The sequence below is a fragment of the Pseudomonas marginalis genome (assembly GCF_008692035.1).
Classification (GTDB): domain Bacteria; phylum Pseudomonadota; class Gammaproteobacteria; order Pseudomonadales; family Pseudomonadaceae; genus Aquipseudomonas; species Aquipseudomonas marginalis.
In genome coordinates this window covers 564,975-586,070 of the sequence record NZ_VTFG01000001.1, presented here as the reverse complement: position 1 = coordinate 586,070, position 21,096 = coordinate 564,975, and the positions used below count along the sequence as shown (strand labels likewise).

Sequence of the window (21,096 nt, the reverse complement as noted above, 5' to 3'; positions counted from 1 at the left end):
GCTTTTTCAGGAGCCCCAGCCCTGCCGGGGGCCGGGGCAATCCCATGCATCAAGACGGCAAGGGCGTGGACACCATCATTGAAACCGCAAAACTGTCGATCTTGTCTGTGACGATGTCATTGGGCTGGAACGCGCTCACGTGGAATTCCTTTTTGCCCGCCGGCGAAACCTTAGGTTTCAAGGTGCTGCTGATACTGCCGCTGTTGAGGATTTTTTCGACGCCTTCGCGCATGGACTCTACGTTGTCAAACCTGACCATCCCGCTATTGGGTTCGAAGAAAAACCACTCTTTTTGGCCATCCTTGACTCTGATGCCTGCCAGCATGGCGTGATCTTCCGTGCTGATCCTCAGGTATTTTGACGTCGTGGACTTGCTCAGATCGTCAATGATGGACTGAGGATTGAACAGTGAAGGGGTGGCGTTTATATGGAAGGTGTCTTTTGTGTTTACGGCGTAATGCAGTGTTTTTAAATCCTGATTGAATTTGTCATGCAGCGAAGAGGGAGATTTAGTCGTGGAGGCCTTGCGAAGGTTGTCGAGGAATGTTGTTTCGTCTCCTCGGTGCAAGGCGAGCGCCATAGCATTCGATAGCCCTGCGCAATCTCCGTTGGAGGTCAAATCAACACGGCCGAGGTAGTCCGTCTGGGCAAAGCGATTGATGGAGACGCCGGGAAGATTCTCGACGTCGCGGGTAAGCAACGCAGTGAAATACTCGCCCTCTTCAATTCTTTTGGCCTTCAACTCCCTGGCCAGAATCCCCATTTCTTCAGGGGTCCTACCAGGTTTTGCCGCCAATGCCATCAACGCCTCGAAACTGCGCTGTCCAGCGTAATCCGGCAGATCATCCAATGCGCCGTTTCGATAACCCAGGTTGAATTTTGGAAGTGTGTTGGAGGTTCTCGCGCCGGCGATATTCGTTCCGACACTCGCCAGGCATTTATCTGCGACTCTACCGAACAGATTGCCGCGCAGGGGGGAGAAATCCTCGATTGGCGGGCCATAGGGCAGGTTCCGGACAGGGTCATAACTGAACCACTGATCGTTTTTCAACACGGCAAAGCCTTCGACACTTTGCTCTCCGACCTTATAAGACCCTATCAGCGTCGGGCCATGTTCCTTGTTTGCGGCCTTCAACAGGTCATAGCTTCCGGACGCGCCACGCACCTTGTTGATCAGTAACTGCCCGGAATCGCCGAGAAATCGTGCGCCGCGCGTGGCCAGCTTGGCGGCTCCCGTCGCCGCGCTCCTCACTCCGCTCAACGGGTTGAGCGAGCTGATAAGGCTACTGCCGATGACGCGACCCGCCTGCAGTGCCTTCATGGCAGCGGACGCCGAGGATGAAGCCACCTTGGCGACCTTTGCGCCCGCACCGTAGCCCGCGGTCAGCAGCCCCAGCGCATCCAGGCCAAGGTCCATGAGCCCGGCTTCATAGTCACCGTCGCGGAAGTTGACAATGGCCGATCTCAAGGGAATCAAGTTGAGAGAAAACTGCCTCAGTCGCTCATCATTTTCTTTCTGCTGATCGAGTGTGGTGCTTCCATTGGCTTGCTGCCATTGGCTTTCGATATCAAGGTGCTCAAAAAAAGCGCCTGCCAGGTCGTGTGTTCGGGCAGAGGTGAAACTCGATGGGGGACGAGAAGGGTCCTCCGGCGGCTGTTCTTGCCCGAGCCGGTCCTGATGCCCAGGGGTGAACTTTTCGACTTTGGTCAATATATTCGCGTCGCGCCATTCACCCCGCGTAATGGCTGCCTCACTCTGTCGCTTGACGATGCGTTTGTTCCGGACATCGATCTCATAAACATTGACCTCGGTTTTTCCGTCAACCTGCCTTTCGGTTCTTACCAGCAATTCGTTGAGCTTGGATTGGAAAGCGGCCGGGTTTATGAAACCCCTGCCAATCTTGTATTGGTTGTATTGAAATAATTCGATTTTACCGAACTCCAGGTTTTTCCGATCTTCCACTGGCAGCTCGGAAATCATGTGTTTTACCTGGGTCTGAATGCCATCTTTGAGTGATTCGATTGCCGATTCGTATTGCCCCAGGAATGTCCCATTGACGTTGAGCCTGGGTTGCTGGTTGATCGCGTGGATAGGAAGGCCAGGGTCGTCGGTTCTCCAGTTGACGTTAATGCCCATCATCGCCATGTCCAGCATCGAGTGCTTGCCAGGCAGTTGCCTGGCCTCGTCATCGGAAACGGTTGAGAGACTTTTTGACTCAAAGTCGATGCCCTCGCCAAAGTGCTCCTTGAGCTTTTCCAGGGCGATGGCTTTTCTGCTTGGAGTCTCGGCCATCAATGATTGGGAGGCCTTGACTCTGGCGCTTAACTGCTCATTGAACGCGGTCCGGATGCTGTCCACTTCCTGAGGGGTGTAGGAGGCATCGTCCTTCTTTGCGACCAGTCCGTTGGACACGCCCCAATCCAGCAACAAGGGCGTGATGATGTGCTCCGCTGGATCATTCAGGGCTTGTGCGGCACTCATGACCTGGCCGTAGCTCATCCGGGATGCCGTCCCCGGGGCACTCGCCTCGACCTTGGCCACCGCCAGGCAGAAACTCACCCAGGCCTGGCTGCCGTTGACCAGCGAGCCGGGAATATCCCTGACCAGGAACTGGGGCGCTGTACGTGACAGCAACAGGTGAGTGGCCAGCTTGGCCGTGGCTGGCGTAGCCCGGCCTTTAGCCACCAGATGATCACTGAGCCCCTGGACGATGGCTGACGGTGGCAGGCCCCAATAGTTTTGATGGCCCAAGTCAAAGCCAGCGATTGAATTTCTCACAGGCAACACGACGGACTCACGATCGAGACCGATGTGAAGGGCGGCCAACAGGTAGTCGCTGATACTGGTGGGCGTGGCGATTCCATTCAGCCCGCCCTGGATTGTCTGCCCTATGGTCTGGGCCATGGGGGACTTGAGCAGGGTGTCCAGCGCCCTCGCGGGGTCTTGCAGTTCGACATCCGAAAGCGCGCTGGCCTTGATAAGCGCACCCAGCGCCCCTTTGGCCAGCTCTGCCCGAGCTAAGGAGGGCTCTGCCTGGATATTGCGGCGCAGGATGCCGGACTCGACGATGACCCGTATCTTGCGGCGTTGTTCCTGGGTCAGGGGAAGGGGCCAGGATAAGCCTCCGCCGAGATCACCCAGCGGCGGTTCCAAGGCGCGGGCGTTCGCGGCATCTGCCAGGTGAAGCAGGTCGGCTCGGGTTTCAGGGATAGGTAAATCATGGTGCTTGATAAAGCTTTCCAGGTTGACAGTGGAGTCGCTGCCCGGAGCGCCGGACGCGTGAAAGGCCGAGTGTGGATCAATGACTGTTTGAGTGGTTTTCAAATGTGACAACACGGCGGCTGGAGCCGCGTCCTCTCCCAGGCTCTTCGTCGCCTCGGTGAGCTGGTGCGCGAGGTTTTTCCAGTTCTGTGCGTTTGCCTGTGCGCGTGCTTGGGGTGAAAGAGGCTGCGATTCATCCGCGGAGCGTCGTGCAGATGTGGCGACGGGGTCGCTGTGGGTGGACAGGGTGTTACCAGGGGTGGCCTGCGACTGAGCAGGCGTCGATGCAATGGAGTGATCTATAACCGAGGGGCGTGGTTGGAAGCTCAATGAGGATGCCATCTTCATTACCTGTGGTTGTTGGTCCTCCCTGGACCTGCTTCAGACCTCCGTTGAGTGTCGGGAGCGCACCAAGGTGTTCCTCCGGCATTGGTTCCATAAATGTCGGGCGTCGGCGGTGGCAAGTTGGGCGTGTTCATGGGTTTAAACCTTAATCCGCGTCAGAAACGTAGCCCTCTACCGACACTTTGGGGCAAACTCCCGGTTTTTCCCTATTTGGCCAAGGCATGCCCATGACTCCCGCGTCGTCCGTCGATGAAAAGAGCTTTCGTACACTGCTCAGCCGAAACGTGGCATTGCCCCTGGGTGTGGGCGTGCTCAGCGCGGTGTTTTTCGTCTGTCTGATCACCTATTTGCTCTCGGTGATCCAGTGGGTGGAACACACGGACCGGGTCATCAACAACCTCAATGAGTCGTCCAAGCTGACCGTCGATCTTGAAACCGGCATGCGTGGTTTCCTGATCACCGGGGACGAGCACTTCCTCGACCCGTACGAAGTGGCCAAGCCGCGCATCATTGCCGACCTGCGTAACCTGCAGGAGCTGGTGGCGGATAACCCGCAACAGGTGGACCGTCTGAAACGCCTGGAAGCCCTGCAAGCCGAATGGAACAAATACGCCCAGTCGATGATCGACCTGCAGCGCCAAAGCGGTGACTATCGCAACGCCGTGAAGTCCGGCCGGGGCAAGCGCCTGACCGACGAAATCCGCAAGGAATACGAAGACGCGGTGGCGATGGAGCAACAGTTCCGGATCACTCGCAATGAACAGGTCACGCGCACCACGGTGATCAGCGTCACCCTCTATCTGTTGTTCGTTCTCGGCCTGAGCGGGATCCTGGCGTATATCGGTAGAAAAAATTTAATCGCCCTGTCAGATAGTTACAGCGCAAACCTCGCGTCACAACAGAAGATCGCACAACGCCTGGAGCGGCAGGCGTGGCTGCGTAACGGCCAGACCGAACTGGCCGAACAGGTGCTCGGCCAACTGACCTTGAACATGCTCGGGCGCAATATCCTGCAGTTCTTTGCCCAATATATGGGCTCGGCGGTGGCGGCGCTGTATGTGCGCGAAGAGCACGGCGGCCTCAAGCGTGTGGCCACCTATGGCTTCTCCCGCGAGCAGGAACAGCTGGAGCAGTCGATCTACAGCGATGAGGGAATCGTTGGGCAGGCCGCCCAGCTCGATCGCCTGATTCGCCTGGACGACGTGCCGGTGGACTACTTCAAGGTCAGCTCCGGCCTGGGCGAAGGCTCGACCCGCAGCGTGCTGGTGGTTCCGACCAGCGATGACGACCGCGTCAACGGTGTGATCGAACTGGGCTTTTTGCGCCCGCTGGAGGAGCGCGACGTCGAACTGCTGGAGCTGATCGCCGGCAATATCGGCACCTCCATCGAGGCCGCCCGTTATCGCCAACGCCTGCAGGAAGTGCTGGCCGAAACCCAGCAGCTCAACGAAGAACTGCAGGTACAGCAGGAAGAACTCAAGACCGCCAACGAAGAACTCGAAGAGCAGTCGCGCATTCTCAAGGAGTCCCAGGCTCACCTGGAAACCCAGCAGGCCGAGCTGGAGCAGACCAACGAGCAACTGGCCGAACAGACCCAGACCCTGGCCGAACAGCGCGACGCCATGGACCGCAAGAACGTCGAACTCAACCAGGCCCAGCTGGAGCTGGAAGATCGCGCCGATGAATTGCAGCGCTCCAGCAAGTACAAGTCCGAATTCCTCGCCAATATGTCCCACGAACTGCGCACGCCGCTGAACAGTTCGTTGATCCTGGCCAAGTTGCTGGCGGAAAACCCCCAGGAAAACCTCAGCGCCGAACAGGTCAAGTTTGCCGAGTCGATCTATTCGGCGGGCAATGACCTGCTCAACCTGATCAACGACATCCTGGATATTTCCAAGGTGGAAGCCGGCAAGCTGGAAGTGCGCCCGGAAAACTCAAGCGTCACGCGCCTGGTCGATGGCCTGCGCGGGATGTTCGAACCGTTGGCCGCCGACCGTAAGCTGGGCTTCCAGGTGCAGGTGCAGGCCGATGCACCGATCATGCTGTTCACCGACCGCCAGCGCCTGGAGCAGATCCTCAAGAACCTGCTCTCCAACGCGATCAAGTTCACCGAGCAAGGCGAGGTCAGCCTGTCGGTGTCCCGCGCGCCTGGGGAAGGCATCGCCTTTACCGTGCGCGATTCGGGCATCGGGATTGCCCCGGACCAGCAGGAAAGCATCTTCGAGGCGTTCCGCCAGGCCGATGGCACCACCAACCGCCGTTACGGCGGCACGGGCCTGGGCCTGTCGATTTCCCGCGACCTGGCCGCGTTGCTTGGCGGCTATATCAGCGTGACCAGCGAACCCGGCAAAGGCAGTACCTTTACCCTGGTGCTGCCGGAGCAGTATGTCGAACGCGAGGAAGATGCCGCGCCGATCGAGCAACCGCGCCAGGTGGTGACAGCGCCCGCACCCACGCCCATCGCAATTTCGCCGCTGCCGGTGGCCGACACCAGGCAGATCCCGCGCTTCGCCGATGACCGCGACAAGGCGCCGTTCACCACCCGCTGCATCCTGGTGGTGGAGGACGAACCGAACTTCGCCCGCATCCTGTTCGACCTGGCCCATGAGCTGGGTTACCAGTGCCTGGTGGCCCACGGCGCGGACGAGGGCTACAGCCTGGCCGAGGAGTACATTCCCGATGCAATCCTGCTGGACATGCGCCTGCCGGACCATTCCGGGCTCACCGTGCTGCAACGCCTCAAGGAGCACGCCAACACGCGCCATATCCCGGTGCACGTGATTTCCGTGGAAGACCGTGTCGAAGCCGCCATGCACATGGGCGCCATCGGCTATGCGGTAAAACCGACGACGCGCGAAGAGCTCAAGGACGTGTTTGCGCGCCTTGAGGCCAAGCTGACCCAGAAGGTCAAGCGCGTACTGCTGGTGGAGGACGATGACCTGCAGCGCGACAGCATTGCCCGCCTGATCGGCGACGATGACATCGAAATCACCGATGTCGGCTACGCCCAGGCCGCCCTGGAGCTGCTGCGCACCAACGTCTATGACTGCATGATCATCGACCTCAAGCTGCCGGACATGCTGGGCAACGAGTTGCTCAAGCGCATGGCCACCGAAGATATCTGCTCGTTCCCGCCGGTGATCGTCTACACCGGGCGCAACCTGACCCGCGATGAAGAGGCCGAACTGCGCAAGTATTCGCGCTCGATCATCATCAAGGGCGCCCGTTCGCCAGAGCGCCTGCTCGATGAAGTCACACTCTTTCTGCACAAAGTCGAATCCCAGCTGTCCCATGACCGCCAGAAGATGCTCAAGACCGCCCGCAGCCGCGACAAGGTATTCGAGGGGCGCAAGATTCTGTTGGTGGACGACGATGTGCGTAACATCTTCGCCCTGACCAGCGCCCTGGAGCATAAAGGTGCCGTGGTGGTGATCGGGCGTAACGGCCGCGAAGCCATCGAGAGACTCAATGAAGTCGACGATATCGACCTGGTGCTGATGGACGTGATGATGCCGGAGATGGACGGCTACGAGGCCACCGCCTTGATCCGCCAGGACCCGCGCTGGAAGAAACTGCCGATCATCGCGGTGACGGCCAAGGCCATGAAAGACGACCAGGAGCGCTGCCTCGCGGCGGGTTCCAACGATTACCTGGCCAAGCCGATCGACCTGGATCGCCTGTTCTCGCTGATTCGCGTGTGGCTACCGAAGATGGAACGCATTTAAGTGGAGCAACGTTTTTTGGAGAAGAGCAGCGATATTGAGCTGCGCCTGTTGATCGAGGCGATTTACCTCAAGTACAGCTACGACTTTCGCGACTACTCCGGCGCGTCGGTCAAACGCCGCGTGGCCCATGCCTTGCGCCAGTTCGACTGCGCTACGATTTCTGCGCTGCAGGAGCGGGTGTTGCATGACCCGGCAGCGTTCATGCAGTTGCTGCAGTTCCTGACGATCCCGGTGAGCGAGATGTTTCGCGACCCGTCGCACTTCCTGGCCATTCGCCAGGAAGTGGTGCCGCTGCTCAAGACTTACCCGTCGATCAAGATCTGGATTGCCGGCTGCAGCACAGGGGAGGAGGTGTACTCCATGGCCATCCTGCTGCGTGAGGAAGGGCTGCTGGAACGCACGATCATCTATGCCACCGACATCAACCCCGCGTCCCTGGATAAAGCCAAGCAAGGCATCTTCTCCCTGGAGAACGTGCGGGCCTACACCGCCAATTATCAGCAGGCCGGGGGGCAGCGATCATTTGCCGACTACTACACGGCGGCTTACGATTACGCGATCTTCGACAAATCGTTGCGTGAGAATGTGACCTTCGCCGACCACAGCCTGGCGACCGACAGTGTATTCTCAGAAACTCAATTAATTTCATGTCGTAACGTTCTGATCTACTTCAATAAAAAATTGCAGGATCGAGCGTTTGGATTGTTTCACGAGTCGCTGTGCCATCGCGGCTTCCTGGTCCTGGGCAGTAAGGAAACCCTGGACTTTTCCGCCTACAGCAAGCAATTCGAACCCTTGGTCAAGCAGGAACGGATCTACCGCAAATCATGAACGACGTTGCCGCCAACCCGATTCGCGGGATTGAAGCCATCGTCGTCGGCGCCTCCGCCGGCGGCGTCGAGGCGTTGCTGAGTATTTTCAGCGAACTGCCCGACACCTTCGGCCTGCCGATCATTGCCGTATTGCACCTGCCGGATGAGCGCCGCAGCCAACTGGCGGAAGTCTTTGCGCGACGCCTGCCGATTCCGGTAAGGGAAGGGCAGGACAAGGAAGCGATCCAGGCGGGCACGTTGTATTTCGCCGGGCCCGGTTATCACCTTTCGGTCGAGCATGACCGCAGCCTGTCCCTCAGCCAGGAAGAGCGGGTACACCATTCCCGGCCGGCGATCGACTACCTGTTTGCCTCCGCCGCCGATGCCTATGGCAAGGGCCTGCTGGCGATTTTGTTGACGGGGGCCAATCAGGACGGCGCCCACGGGCTGGCCCATGTCAAGCACTCGGGCGGTACCACGGTGGTCCAGGACCCCAGCGAAGCACGGATTGCCGTGATGCCGCGGGCGGCCCTGGCCCTGCACACCCCTGACCATATTCTGACCCTGAGCCACATTGCCGCATTGCTGGCTTCCCTGGAATCCTCCCCATGTTAAGTACTGTCCAGGCCAAACTGCTGATCGTCGATGATCTGCCGGAAAACCTGCTGGCCCTCGAAGCGTTGATCAAGCGCGAGGACCGTCAGGTCTTCAAGGCTTTGAGCGCCGATGAAGCCTTGTCCCTGTTGCTGGAACACGAGTTCGCCATGGCGATTCTCGATGTGCAGATGCCCGGCATGAACGGGTTCGAGCTGGCCGAACTGATGCGCGGCACCGAGAAAACCAAGAACATCCCGATTGTGTTCGTCAGCGCCGCCGGCCGTGAACTCAACTATGCGTTCAAGGGCTATGAAAGTGGCGCCGTGGACTTCCTGCACAAGCCGCTGGATATCCACGCGGTCAAGAGCAAGGTCAATGTGTTTGTCGACCTGTACCGCCAGAGCAAGGCGATGAAGCAGCAAGTCGAAGCCCTGGAACGCAGCCGCCGCGAGCAGGAGCTGTTGCTCACGCGCCTGCAGGCCACCCAGGCCGAGCTGGAGCAGGCAGTGCGCATGCGCGACGACTTCATGTCGATCGTCGCCCACGAGGTGCGTACGCCCCTTAACGGCCTGATCCTCGAAACCCAGCTGCGCAAGATGCACCTGGCCCGGGATAACGCCGCCGCGTTCACTCTGGACAAGATGCACGCCATGGTCGACCGCGATGAGCGCCAGATCCAGAGCCTGATCCGCCTGATCGAAGACATGCTCGACGTCTCGCGTATCCGCACCGGCAAACTGTCGATACGCCCGGGGCGCTTCGACCTGGCGCAATTGGTGAGCAACCTGGTGGAGAATTTCGCACCGCAGGTAGCCGCCGCCGAATCGTCGATGCACCTGGCGGCCGAGGGGCCGGTGGTGGGCAATTGGGATGAGTTTCGTATCGAACAGGTGGTCACCAACCTGCTGACCAACGCCCTGCGCTACGGGGCCAAGAGCCCGGTGGAGGTGCGCGTGTATACCGAGCATGGCGAAGCCAGGGTAGAAGTGCGTGACCACGGGATCGGCATCAGCGAAGAGAACCAGAAGCGTATTTTCCAGCAGTTCGAACGGGTGTCAGCCAGCCAGGTTGCCGCGGGACTGGGCCTTGGGTTGTTTATTTCCGAACAGATCGTGGCCGCCCATGGCGGCACCATCGAGGTCGAGAGCCAGATAGGCCAGGGCGCCTTGTTCCGGGTGTGCCTGCCCCTTGAACCGTCGGCATGAAATCAATCGTCACCCCGACGCAACCTCTACGTGACCCCATGGTCGTAATTGCAGCAATTGACCGGACAAAGGCTTCCCATGAGTGAAGATGCACAAGATGTCGTACTGATCGTCGAGGACGACGAATCCATTATGTTTGTGCTGGGTGAGTACCTGGCCGGCCTGGGGTATCGGGTATTGAAGGCGATCAACGGGGAGCAGGCCTTTGAAATCCTCGCCACCAAGCCACACTTGGACCTGATGGTCACCGACTACCGTTTGCCCGGTGGGATTTCCGGCGTGCAGATCGCTGAGCCGGCCATCAAGTTGCGCCCGGAATTGAAAGTGATCTTTATCAGCGGCTACCCCCAGGAAATTCTCGACTGCAACAGCCCGATCACGCGCAATGCGCCGATCCTGGCCAAGCCGTTTGACCTGGATACCTTGCAGGAGCATATACAGCGTTTGTTGGCCTGAAGGGCCAAGTGGTGAATCAGGCTCTTCCTGAGCCTGAATGACACTGCTTGGCTAATGGCCATTTACGCCCGAATCATCTCCCGCACCTTCGCCGTCAACAAATCAAAGGTAAACGGCTTGGTGATCAACTGCATCCCCGGATCCAGGAACCCACCACGCACCGCCGCATGCTCGGCATATCCGGTAATAAACAGCACCTTCAGGTCCGGACGAACCTGCCTGCCTATCTCTGCCAGTTGGCGTCCATTCATGCCGGGCAAGCCGACGTCACTGATCATCAGGTCAATGCGCTGGCTGGATTCGATAATCGGCAGTGCGCCATCGGCATCGCCCGCTTCGACAAAGGCGTAGCCCAGCTCACTCAATACCTGGCTGACCAGCACGCGCACCGCCGGGTCGTCCTCGACGATCAGCACGGTTTCCCCCCTGTTGGCGATCGGCAACAGGGCAGGGTCCACGGTCACATCGGGGGTGATTTCGCCGACAAAACGTGGCAGGAACAGGCTCACCGTGGTGCCTTTGCCTACCTCGCTATGGAGGGTTACATGGCCCCGCGATTGGCGCGCGAAACCGTAGATCATCGACAAGCCCAGGCCGGTGCCCTGGCCAATGGGCTTGGTGGTAAAGAAGGGGTCGAATACCCGGCCCAACAGGCTTTCCGGAATGCCGCAGCCGGTGTCGCTGACACTCAGTTCCACGTAGTCGCCGGGCTTGAGCGTGCCGTAGGCGGCGGTGAAGACGCTGTCGAGGTGACGGTTGCAGGTTTCGACAACCAGGCGGCCCCCACTCGGCATGGCATCCCGGGCGTTGAGCGCCAGGTTGAGCAGGGCACTTTCCAGTTGATTGGGGTCGGCCTCGGCGGTCCACAACTGAGTGTCCAGGCGCATGTCCAAGGCGATGCTTTCGTTGAGGCTGCGTTGCAGCAGCTCGCCCATGGAGGTCACCAGTTGGTTGATCTGTACCGGCTTGGAGTCCAGCGACTGGCGCCGCGAGAACGCCAGCAGGCGGTGGGTGAGGCCGGCGGCGCGGTTGGCGGAGGTCACGCCGAGGTCGATCAGGCTGTCCAGATCATCCAGCTTGCCGCGGGACACGCGCCTTCGCAGCAGCTCCAGGCTGCCAATAATACCGGTGAGCATGTTGTTGAAGTCATGGGCGATACCGCCGGTCAACTGGCCGACGGCTTCCATCTTCTGGGATTGGCGCAAGGCTTCTTCGTTGCTGCGCAACTGCGCCGTGCGTTCTTCGACTTGCTGTTCCAGCGTCTCAAGGGTGCGCTGCAGGCGCAGTTCGCTCTCGCTCAGGTCGATCAACCTGTCCCGTGCCTCATATTGCCGACGCCGTCCGCGCAGGGCGGCGCTCACCAGGCTGATCAGCGTCACGGGGTGGAAGGGGCGCTCCAGGAACGTCACGTTGCCCAGCAGGCCGCTGAGGTGGGATGAACCGTTCTGCTCGCTGCCGCCGTGATGGGTCATCAGCACGATGGGCAGGTCGGACCAGGCGGGCTGCTGGTGCAGGTATTCCAGCAGGGGCTCCAGGTCCGCGCCGCGCAGGGCTTCGGCTGCGATGATCAGCATGCCGGCGCCTTGCTCCACGGCCTCGCACAATGCGGGCAGGCTGCTGGCAACCATGCCGGTGTAGCCGGCTTCCTTGAGCATCATCAGCGCCAACGAACCATCACGGCCCATGGGCGCCAGGACGATTGCGCGTTCGGATACAGGTGAAATGGTGGTCACACGCCCTCATCCTTGAGCAAAGGCGAACCGGCGCCCATGTAGGTCGGGATGCCGCGCAAAACCCCTTGGAAATTGTCCAGCGGTTCTCCGACGGTCATGCCACGGCTGCTGATACGGTATTCACGGATAGTCGACTCATGGGCGCCGGTGCGTTTCTTGATAATCGAGATGGCGCGGCGCACCTTGCCCAACGCCTCGAAATAACGCAGCAGAATCACGGTGTCGGCCAGGTAAGTGATGTCGACAGGGGCCTGCATGTCGCCGACCAGTCCATGTTGCGCAACGGTCATGAACGTCGCCGCGCCACGGCGGTTGAGGTACAGCAGCAGTTCATGCATATGCAGGATCAGCGCGTTTTCTTCCGGCATTGCCGCCTGGTAGCCATTGATACTGTCGATGACCACCGTCTTGATCCCGCGCTCGTCCACACAACGGCGCACGCGGTGGGAAAACTCGCCGGGGGACAGCTCGGCCGCGTCCACCTGTTCGATCAGCAGGTTGCCGGTGGCCTGCAGGGCGGCGAGGTCGATGCCCATATTGTTCATGCGCTCGAACAGCAAACCCAATTCTTCATCGAAGATAAACAGCGCGGCCTTTTCGCCACGGCCTACCGCCGCTGCGGCGAAGATCATCGAGATCAGCGACTTGCCGGTACCGGCCGGGCCGAGAATCAGGCTGCTGGAGCCGGTCTCGACGCCGCCGCCCATCAGGGCATCCAGCTCGCGAATGCCGCTGCTCAAGGTCTGGCGTATGTAACCGCCACGATGCTCGGCGGCGACCAGGCGCGGGAATACGTGAATGCCATCGTGCATGATGGTGAAGTCGTGAAACCCACCCCGATATTTCTGCCCGCGATATTTCACCACCCGCACGCGACGGCGTTCGGCGCCGTAGTTGGGGGTCAGTTCTTCCAGGCGAATCACCCCGTGGGCCACGCTGTGCACGGTTTTGTCGAGGGATTCGGTGGTCAGGTCGTCGAGCAGCAGCACGGTGGCGTCGTAGCGCACGAAGTAATGCTTGATCGCCAGGATCTGGCGGCGATAGCGCAGCGAGCTTTGCGCGAGCAGGCGGATTTCCGAGAGGCTGTCGATGACCACTCGGGTCGGCTTGACCCGTTCCACCACTTCGAAGATCTGCCGGGTTGCTTCGCCCAGCTCCAGGTCCGAAGAGTACAGCAGGCTCTGCTGATGCTCGGCATCCAGCAGGCTTTCCGGCGGGGTCAGTTCGAAGATATGAATATTGTCGTCCAGGTCCCAACCGTGGGACTCGGCGCCCTGGCGCAACTCACGCTCGGTTTCGGACAGTGTGATGTAGAGCGTTCGCTCACCCGCTTTCGCCCCGGCCTGCAGGAAGTGCAGGGCGACCGTAGTTTTACCGGTACCCGGTTCGCCTTCCAGCAGGAACAGGTGGCTGCGCGATAGACCTCCGGCAAGAATGTCGTCGAGACCTTCGATGCCGATGGCTGCTTTTTCGGTTAACAACGCTTTGGATGTAGACAAGAAGTGCCCTCAGGTCACATACGAGTAGAGGATGCGCATCCAGGTGGACGCGCCATGTTCTCTTGACCGTAGCGCTTTGTGGCGGTTCAAACTGATGCGCGATTATTGTGCCTACAGGCCTTGCTGCAGTGCCGGATCGTCAGGGTTTTGCTGTTCGAGCTGGGCGAGCAGCACCTGCACATTCTGCAATTGGCCGCTTTCTTTCCAATAGTTGACCAACAGCACCCGCGCCTTGCGATTGGCCGGGTGACGCTGGACGATTTCCTCCAACTGGCGCTGGGCCGCTTCCAACTCCTGCTGGGCATGCAGGGTCGTGGCGAGGTCGTAGCGGTAATCCTGATTGTCCGGTTCCAGCTCCACGGCCTTGGACAGGCCGAGCAGCGCATAGGGGCGCTCGCCATGGTGCAACAGCCACATACCCAGGGCATGTTGCAGGTAAGCCGACTCAGGGTGCGCCGCCAGTTGCCGGGCCAGCAGTTGGCGGGACTCATCGGTCTTGCCCTGTTTATCCAGCAACTCGATCTGCGCCACCACCGCTTGCAGGTTATCCGGCTGCAAGCGCATGGCCTGTTCCAAGGCGTTTTGCGCTTCAGGCAGCAGGGCGCTGTGAATGTACAGGCGCGCCAGTTGAATCCAGCCTTCAGCTGTTTCCGGCTGGGCCTTGAGCTTTTTCACGAACTCGTCCAATACCTGCTGCAATGGCCCGAAATACAGGCCCAAGGTGTCGGGCGACAGGCCGAGCAGGGCATTGGCGGCGGCAAAGCGCACGCTTTGTTCGGGATCATCGAGCACCGGGCCGAGCAGCAGGGTGCGCTGGCCGCTGGGCACCAGGCCGACAATGCTGTGGATGGCCGCTTCGCGCACCTGCGGGGCGTCGCTGGTGAGGTCTTTGTCGGCGAGCTTCAAGGCCTGGGGGCTGGGGTAGTTGGGCAGTTCGGCATGCAGCGCGGCGCGGCGCTCGGGTGACAGGTCCGGCCGGCCCAATTGCTGATACAGCACGCGCGCGGCGCCCGGCTCGCCGTTATGCGCCTGTTTCAAGGCTTTTGAGTAACCGTGGGCAATGGCAGGAGGCACGGCCACCTGGGCGGAGCGGGAGAAATACCAGGTGATCAGCACAATCAACAACAGGGCGCACAGGCCGACGATGGAGTAACGGCGTGACTTTGACATGCAGGCGTCCGAAAAGCTGAAGAAGCAAAGCCGCAAGCTTCGGCCAGACCACGGCAGGTGTCAAACCCGCATCAGGTCAGCACGTATTCCACCGGTTCCAGGGCCGGCGGCAGGTCGGTTTCGCCGAGGGCGGCCAGCAGCTCACGCTCCAGGGTGCGCAGGATCGCATTGCAGGGCAGGTCGTTTTCGTCAAAGCCGAAAGGGTCTTCCAGGTCGTCGCCGATCTCATCGAGGCCGAAGAAGGTGTAGCTGACAATGGCGGTAAACACCGGCGTCAGCCAGCCCAGGGGTTCGGCCATGGCGAACGGCAAGAGGATGCAGAACAGGTAAATGGTGCGGTGCAGCAGCAAGGTGTAGGGGAAGGGCAGCGGTGTGCTTTTGATGCGCTCGCACGCGGCCTGTACCTGGCTGAGGCTGACCAGGCGGGTTTCCAACTGGGTGTAACGCCATTCGCTGAGGGCGCCTTGCTCGGCCAGGGCGGAAAATCCCGCGCCAATCTGTTGCAGCACCCGGTCAGGCAGGTTGGGATGACTCGCTTCCACACTGGCCCAGGGCTGGATCGCCCGGGCTTCGTCTTCGTGGCGCAAGCGCGCGACCAGCCCGTGGGCGAAGCCGCCCAGGCCCCGTAGCAGGCGCCCACGCTCCGTCGGGTCAGTGAGCACCTGGGTCTCGCGAATCAGCGAGCGCACCTCGATGATCATCTGCCCCAGTTGCTTGCGGCCTTCCCACCAGCGGTCATAGCAGGCGTTATTGCGAAAACTCATGAAGATCGACAGCGACAGCCCGAGCAACGTAAAGGGCGTGGCGTTGACCTTGGAGAAATAGGCCGGGTGCAGGGTTTCCACCAACACGATCACCGACGCCAGCAGCGTGACCAGCAGGCTGCGCAGGGCGATGCGCTTGGCAATCGAGCCCTTGAGGGAAAACAGGATGCCCAGCAGGTTCGGTTTGGGACGTACGATCATCGCGGGGAGGACTTCTTCGGTGGCGCAGGCCCTCAGGTTAGGAGCTTGCACTGCGCACGTCCAATCGCTTGGGCTGACCGGACGATCAGCGCGGTCGATGATTGGCCAAACCAGTCAGCCATGTTGAAGGCTTTGACCATTGCTGCCGTGGCGTTGCAGAGCGACTATTTCGACGATCTCGACCGTTCAAGGAAACAATAATGCAGATTGAGAACAAGGTTTTTCTGGTCAGCGGCGGCGCTTCCGGCCTCGGTGCGGCCACCGCAGATATGCTGGTCGCGGCCGGCGCCAAGGTCATGCTGGTGGATTTGAATGCCGACGCCGTGGCGGCCAAGGCCAGGCAGCTCGGCGACAACGCCCGCAGCGCAGTGGCGGATATCAGCCAGGAGGCCGCAGCCGAAGCCGCCGTGCAGGCAACGGTCGCGGCGTTTGGCGGATTGCATGGCTTGGTCAACTGCGCGGGGGTGGTGCGCGGTGAAAAGATCCTCGGCAAGACTGGCCCCCATGGGCTGGCCAGCTTTGCCCAGGTGATCAACGTCAACCTGATCGGCAGCTTTAACCTGCTGCGCCTGGCGGCGGCGGCGATCGCCGAAACGGAAGCGAACACCGACGGCGAGCGCGGGGTGATCATCAACACCGCTTCGGTGGCTGCGTTCGACGGGCAGATCGGGCAGGCCGCTTATGCGGCGTCCAAAGGCGCGATAGCCAGCCTGACCCTGCCCGCCGCACGGGAGCTGGCGCGCTTCGGCATTCGCGTGATGACCATCGCCCCGGGCATTTTCGAAACCCCGATGATGGCCGGCATGACCCCGGAAGTACGCGACTCCCTGGCCGCCGGCGTGCCGTTCCCGCCACGCCTGGGCAAGCCTGCCGAATACGCCGCGCTGGTGCGGCACATCATTGAAAACAGCATGCTCAACGGCGAGGTGATCCGTCTCGACGGCGCCTTGCGCATGGCGGCCAAGTAAGGAGGATGAGCCATGAATGATCCCATCGTGATTGTCAGCGCCGTGCGCACGCCCATGGGCGGGTTCCAGGGCGACCTCAAGGGCCTCACCGCACCGCAACTGGGCTCTGCCGCCATCCGAGCGGCGGTCGAGCGTGCCGGCATCGCCGCCGATGCCGTGGATGAAGTGTTGTTTGGGTGCGTGCTGCCGGCCGGCCTGGGCCAGGCGCCTGCGCGTCAAGCCGCCTTGGGCGCCGGGTTGGATAAGTCCACGCGTTGCACCACCCTCAACAAGATGTGCGGCTCGGGCATGGAAGCGGCGATCCTCGCCCATGATTCCCTGCTGGCCGGCAGCGTCGACGTGGTGATCGCCGGCGGCATGGAAAGCATGTCCAACGCGCCCTACCTGCTGGACCGCGCACGCAGCGGCTATCGCATGGGCCATGGCCGCGTCATCGATCACATGTTCCTTGACGGCCTGGAAGATGCGTATGAAAAGGGCCGCCTGATGGGCACCTTTGCCGAGGAGTGCGCGCAGCTCAACGGCTTCAGCCGTGAGGCGCAGGATGCGTTTGCCATCGCGTCGCTGACCCGTGCGCAGGAGGCAATCACCCATGGCAGCTTCGCCGCCGAAATTGTCCCGGTACAGGTCACCGTCGGCAAAGAGCAGAAAACCATCCTGCATGACGAACAACCGCCCAAGGCCAGGCCGGAAAAAATCCCCGGCCTCAAACCGGCGTTCCGCGAAGGCGGCACCGTGACGGCGGCCAATTCCAGCTCGATTTCCGACGGCGCGGCAGCGTTGCTGCTGATGCGTGAGTCCGAGGCGCAAAAGCGTGGGCTCAAGCCGCTGGCGGTGATCCACGGGCATGCGGCGTTTGCCGATGAACCGGGGCTGTTTCCGGTGGCGCCGGTGGGCGCGATTCGCAAGCTGATGAGCAAGACCGGCTGGAGCCTCGACAACGTCGATCTGTTCGAAATCAACGAAGCCTTTGCCGTGGTCAGCCTGGTGACCATGAGCAAGCTGGAAATCCCCCACGCCAAGGTCAATGTCCACGGCGGTGCCTGCGCCCTGGGCCACCCGATTGGCGCGTCCGGCGCGCGGATCCTGGTCACTCTGCTCTCGGCCCTGCGCCAGAAAGGCCTCAAGCGGGGCGTCGCCGCCATTTGTATCGGCGGCGGTGAAGCCACGGCCATGGCCGTCGAATGCCTGTATTAAGGACTGAGCCCAATGCTGCCCAATGACGAACAACTGCAAATCAGCGACGCCGCCCGGCAATTTGCCCAGGAGCGGCTCAAACCGTTTGCCGCCGAGTGGGACCGTGAGCACCGCTTTCCCAAGGAAGCCATCGGCGAGATGGCCGAACTGGGCTTTTTCGGCATGCTGGTACCCGAACAGTGGGGCGGGTGCGCCACCGGTTACCTGGCCTACGCCATGGCCCTGGAGGAAATCGCCGCCGGTGACGGCGCCTGCTCCACCATCATGAGCGTGCACAACTCGGTGGGCTGCGTGCCGATCCTGAGCTTCGGCAACGATCAGCAGAAAGAACAATTCCTCAAGCCCCTGGCCAGCGGCGCCATGCTCGGTGCTTTCGCCCTGACTGAGCCGCAAGCCGGTTCGGATGCCAGTGGCCTGAAAACCCGTGCACGCCGTGAAGGCGATCATTACGTGCTCAATGGCTGCAAACAGTTCATCACCTCCGGCCAGAATGCCGGGGTGGTGATTGTGTTCGCGGTGACTGACCCCGCAGCGGGTAAGCGTGGGATCAGCGCGTTTATCGTGCCCACCGATTCGCCGGGCTACAGCGTGGCGCGGGTCGAGGACAAGCTCGGCCAGCATGCCTCCGATACCTGCCAGATCCTGTTCGAGGATGTAAAGGTGCCGGTGGCCAACCGCCTTGGGGAGGAGGGCGAGGGCTACAGGATCGCCCTGGCCAACCTTGAAGGCGGTCGCGTCGGCATCGCCTCGCAATCGGTAGGCATGGCCCGCGCCGCGTTTGAGGCTGCACGCGACTACGCCCGCGAGCGCGAAAGCTTCGGCAAACCGATCATTGAGCATCAGGCCGTGGCCTTTCGCCTGGCGGACATGGCCACGCAAATCGCCGTGGCGCGGCAGATGGTGCACTACGCCGCCGCCCTGCGGGACAGCGGCAAGCCGGCGTTGGTCGAAGCTTCCATGGCCAAGCTGTTCGCCTCGGAAATGGCTGAGAAAGTCTGCTCCGCCGCCTTGCAAACCCTCGGCGGTTACGGTTACCTGAGCGACTTCCCCGTGGAGCGGATCTACCGCGATGTGCGGGTCTGCCAGATTTACGAAGGCACCAGCGATATTCAACGCATGGTCATCTCACGCAATCTCTAAGGAGCCGATACATGAGTTACGAAACGATTTTGCTCGAAGTCCAAGGCCGCGTCGGGCTGATTACCCTCAACCGCCCGCAAGCCCTGAATGCTCTGAATGCGCAGTTGGTCAGTGAGTTGAACCAGGCCCTGGATGGCCTGGAAGCCAACCCGGAAATCGGCTGCATCGTGCTGACCGGCTCGAAAAAAGCCTTCGCCGCCGGCGCCGACATCAAGGAAATGGCCGAGCTGACCTACCCGCAGATCTACCTCGACGACCTGTTCAGCGACAGCGATCGCGTCGCCAACCGGCGCAAGCCGATCATCGCCGCGGTCAACGGCTTCGCCCTCGGCGGCGGCTGCGAACTGGCGCTGATGTGCGATTTTATCCTGGCCGGTGACGGCGCCAAGTTCGGCCAGCCGGAAATCAACCTCGGCGTGCTGCCGGGCATGGGCGGCACCCAGCGCCTGACCCGCGCGGTGGGCAAGGCCAAGGCCATGGAAATGTGCCTGACCGGACGGTTTATCGATGCGGTGGAAGCCGAGCGCTGCGGGATCGTTGCGCGCATCGTTCCCGCCGATGAACTGCTCGACGAAGCGCTGAAAGTCGCCACGCTGATTGCCGGCAAATCGGTGCCGATCAGCATGATGGTCAAGGAAAGCGTGAACCGTGCGTTTGAAGTGAGCCTGTCGGAAGGCGTGCGCTTTGAGCGCCGGGTGTTCCATGCCGCGTTCGCCACGCAGGACCAGAAGGAAGGCATGGCGGCGTTTGTGGCCAAGCGCGCGCCGGAGTTCAAGGATAAGTAGCCGTTGCAAGCTGTATAGCTGCAAGCTTCAAGTAATCGCCAATGCGCTTTTACTTGAAGCTTGCAGCTTAAGACTTGCAGTTCTTACAGCTGGTAGTTTTTGAGTTCCCGGGCAATCACCATCCGCTGTATCTCGCTGGTCCCTTCGTAAATCTGCGTGATCCGCGCGTCCCGGTAGTAACGCTCCACCGGGTAATCCTCCAGATATCCATAGCCGCCATGAATCTGCATCGCGCTGGAGCAGACCTGCTCGGCCATTTCCGAGGCAAACAGCTTGGCCTGGGACGCTTCCGAGAGGCAGGGCTTGCCGGCGCTGCGTAGGCGCGCCGCATGCAGGATCAGTAAACGGGCAGCGTTCAGGCGGGTTTGCATGTCCGCCAGCAGGTTGGCCACGCTTTGGTGTTCGATGATCGCCTTGTCGAATTGCACCCGGTCGCGGGCATAGGCCAGCGCCGCCTCAAAGGCCGCACGGGCGATGCCCAGGGCTTGGGCGGCAATGCCGATGCGACCGCCTTCGAGGTTGGACAGGGCGATGGCCAGGCCTTTGCCACGCTCGCCGAGCAGGTTGGCCTCGGGCACGCTGCAGTGGTTGAGGGTGACGGCGCAGGTGTCCGAGGCGCGAATACCCATCTTGTGCTCGGTGCGGTCGACCACAAACCCCGGGGTGTCGGTGGGGACCAGGAACGCGGAAATGCCTTTCTTGCCCAGGTCCGGGTCGGTCACGGCAAATACAATCGCCAGCTTGGCGCGCTTGCCGTTGCTGACGAACTGCTTGGCGCCATTGATCACCCACTGGCCGTCGCGCAGTTCGGCGCGGGTGCGCAGGTTGTGGGCCTCGGAGCCGGCCTGGGGTTCGGTCAGGCAGAAGCAGCCAATCGCCTGGCCACTGGCGAGGTCGGCCAGCCAGGTGTGTTTCTGGGCATCGGTGCCGTAGTTGAGGATTGGCCCGCAACCCACTGAATTATGGATACTCATCAGTGCGCCGGTGGCGCCATCGCCGGCCGAGATCTCTTCCACGGCCAGGGCATACGCCACGTAGTCGACATAGGTACCGCCCCATTCTTCCGGCACTACCATGCCCAACAGGCCCAGTTCGCCCATCTTCGCCACCAGGGCGTCGTCGATCCAGCCGGCTTTTTCCCAGGCTTGGGCATGGGGGGCGATTTCACCACGGGCGAAGTCGCGCGCCATGTCACGGATCATTACCTGTTCTTCAGTATATTCAATGTCTTGCATGG

General features: G+C 61.1%; 15 protein-coding genes. 9 read left to right on the top strand and 6 right to left on the bottom strand.

The window, feature by feature from the left end; all coding sequences use genetic code 11:
• Positions 1 to 49 precede the first annotated feature (49 nt).
• Entirely contained in the window at positions 50 to 3,604 is a 3,555-nt protein-coding gene (locus FX984_RS02360) for a hypothetical protein (protein ID WP_141543027.1), read from the bottom strand.
• Positions 3,605 to 3,834: 230 nt separating this feature from the next.
• Between FX984_RS02360 and FX984_RS02355 the strand changes: the two genes are divergently transcribed.
• The 5 genes from FX984_RS02355 to FX984_RS02335 all read left to right on the top strand — a co-directional run bounded on the left by FX984_RS02355 (position 3,835) and on the right by FX984_RS02335 (position 10,402).
• Positions 3,835 to 7,332, top strand: a complete 3,498-nt coding sequence (locus FX984_RS02355; protein ID WP_098479503.1) for a response regulator — start codon at positions 3,835 to 3,837, stop codon at positions 7,330 to 7,332.
• Entirely contained in the window at positions 7,333 to 8,163 is an 831-nt protein-coding gene (locus FX984_RS02350; RefSeq protein ID WP_174562736.1) for a CheR family methyltransferase, read from the top strand. It abuts the gene before it with no gap.
• A complete protein-coding gene (locus tag FX984_RS02345; RefSeq protein WP_027605878.1) occupies positions 8,160 to 8,759 on the top strand; it encodes a chemotaxis protein CheB in 600 nt (199 codons plus the stop codon). Before FX984_RS02350 ends, FX984_RS02345 begins: the two co-directional genes overlap by 4 nt.
• Entirely contained in the window at positions 8,753 to 9,946 is a 1,194-nt protein-coding gene (locus FX984_RS02340; protein ID WP_027605877.1) for a hybrid sensor histidine kinase/response regulator, read from the top strand. The genes FX984_RS02345 and FX984_RS02340 overlap by 7 nt, the downstream gene beginning before the upstream one ends.
• Before the next feature lie 78 nt (positions 9,947 to 10,024).
• Entirely contained in the window at positions 10,025 to 10,402 is a 378-nt protein-coding gene (locus tag FX984_RS02335; protein ID WP_027605876.1) for a response regulator, read from the top strand.
• A 62-nt stretch (positions 10,403 to 10,464) separates the two neighbouring features.
• On the opposite strand, the gene FX984_RS02330 is transcribed toward FX984_RS02335, so the two are convergent.
• The 4 genes from FX984_RS02330 to FX984_RS02315 all read right to left on the bottom strand — a co-directional run bounded on the left by FX984_RS02330 (position 10,465) and on the right by FX984_RS02315 (position 15,769).
• Positions 10,465 to 12,135, bottom strand: coding sequence for a response regulator (locus FX984_RS02330; protein ID WP_092357997.1), 1,671 nt, complete (start codon positions 12,133 to 12,135; stop codon positions 10,465 to 10,467).
• On the bottom strand, positions 12,132 to 13,634 hold the full coding sequence (locus tag FX984_RS02325) for an ATPase domain-containing protein (protein ID WP_027605874.1): 1,503 nt from the start codon (positions 13,632 to 13,634) through the stop codon (positions 12,132 to 12,134). Before FX984_RS02325 ends, FX984_RS02330 begins: the two co-directional genes overlap by 4 nt.
• Positions 13,635 to 13,745: 111 nt before the next feature.
• The gene (locus tag FX984_RS02320; protein WP_154905226.1) at positions 13,746 to 14,804 is read right to left on the bottom strand and encodes a tetratricopeptide repeat protein; all 1,059 of its coding nucleotides are present in this window, start codon (positions 14,802 to 14,804) and stop codon (positions 13,746 to 13,748) included.
• A gap of 71 nt (positions 14,805 to 14,875) precedes the next feature.
• Complete coding sequence (locus FX984_RS02315) at positions 14,876 to 15,769, bottom strand: bestrophin family protein (RefSeq protein WP_027605872.1); 894 nt, start codon at positions 15,767 to 15,769, stop codon at positions 14,876 to 14,878.
• Positions 15,770 to 15,969: 200 nt separating this feature from the next.
• Here FX984_RS02315 and FX984_RS02310 point away from each other — a divergent pair, with 200 nt between their 5' ends.
• From FX984_RS02310 to FX984_RS02295, 4 genes are read left to right on the top strand one after another with little or no spacing between them, the layout of a single operon-like run.
• Positions 15,970 to 16,737: an SDR family NAD(P)-dependent oxidoreductase gene (locus tag FX984_RS02310; RefSeq protein WP_027605871.1), complete on the top strand. Its 768-nt coding sequence runs from the start codon at positions 15,970 to 15,972 to the stop codon at positions 16,735 to 16,737.
• A 12-nt stretch (positions 16,738 to 16,749) separates the two neighbouring features.
• Complete coding sequence (locus tag FX984_RS02305; protein ID WP_027605870.1) at positions 16,750 to 17,934, top strand: acetyl-CoA C-acyltransferase; 1,185 nt, start codon at positions 16,750 to 16,752, stop codon at positions 17,932 to 17,934.
• 12 nt (positions 17,935 to 17,946) lie between these two features.
• The gene (locus FX984_RS02300) at positions 17,947 to 19,074 is read left to right on the top strand and encodes an acyl-CoA dehydrogenase (RefSeq protein ID WP_027605869.1); all 1,128 of its coding nucleotides are present in this window, start codon (positions 17,947 to 17,949) and stop codon (positions 19,072 to 19,074) included.
• Positions 19,075 to 19,085: 11 nt separating this feature from the next.
• Positions 19,086 to 19,859 carry an enoyl-CoA hydratase gene (locus tag FX984_RS02295; protein ID WP_027605868.1) on the top strand — a complete coding sequence of 258 codons (774 nt, stop codon included), beginning with the start codon at positions 19,086 to 19,088 and terminating at the stop codon, positions 19,857 to 19,859.
• Positions 19,860 to 19,942: 83 nt separating this feature from the next.
• Here FX984_RS02295 and FX984_RS02290 read toward each other — a convergent pair whose 3' ends face one another.
• Positions 19,943 to 21,094, bottom strand: a complete 1,152-nt coding sequence (locus tag FX984_RS02290) for an acyl-CoA dehydrogenase family protein (RefSeq protein WP_027605867.1) — start codon at positions 21,092 to 21,094, stop codon at positions 19,943 to 19,945.
• Positions 21,095 to 21,096 lie beyond the last annotated feature (2 nt).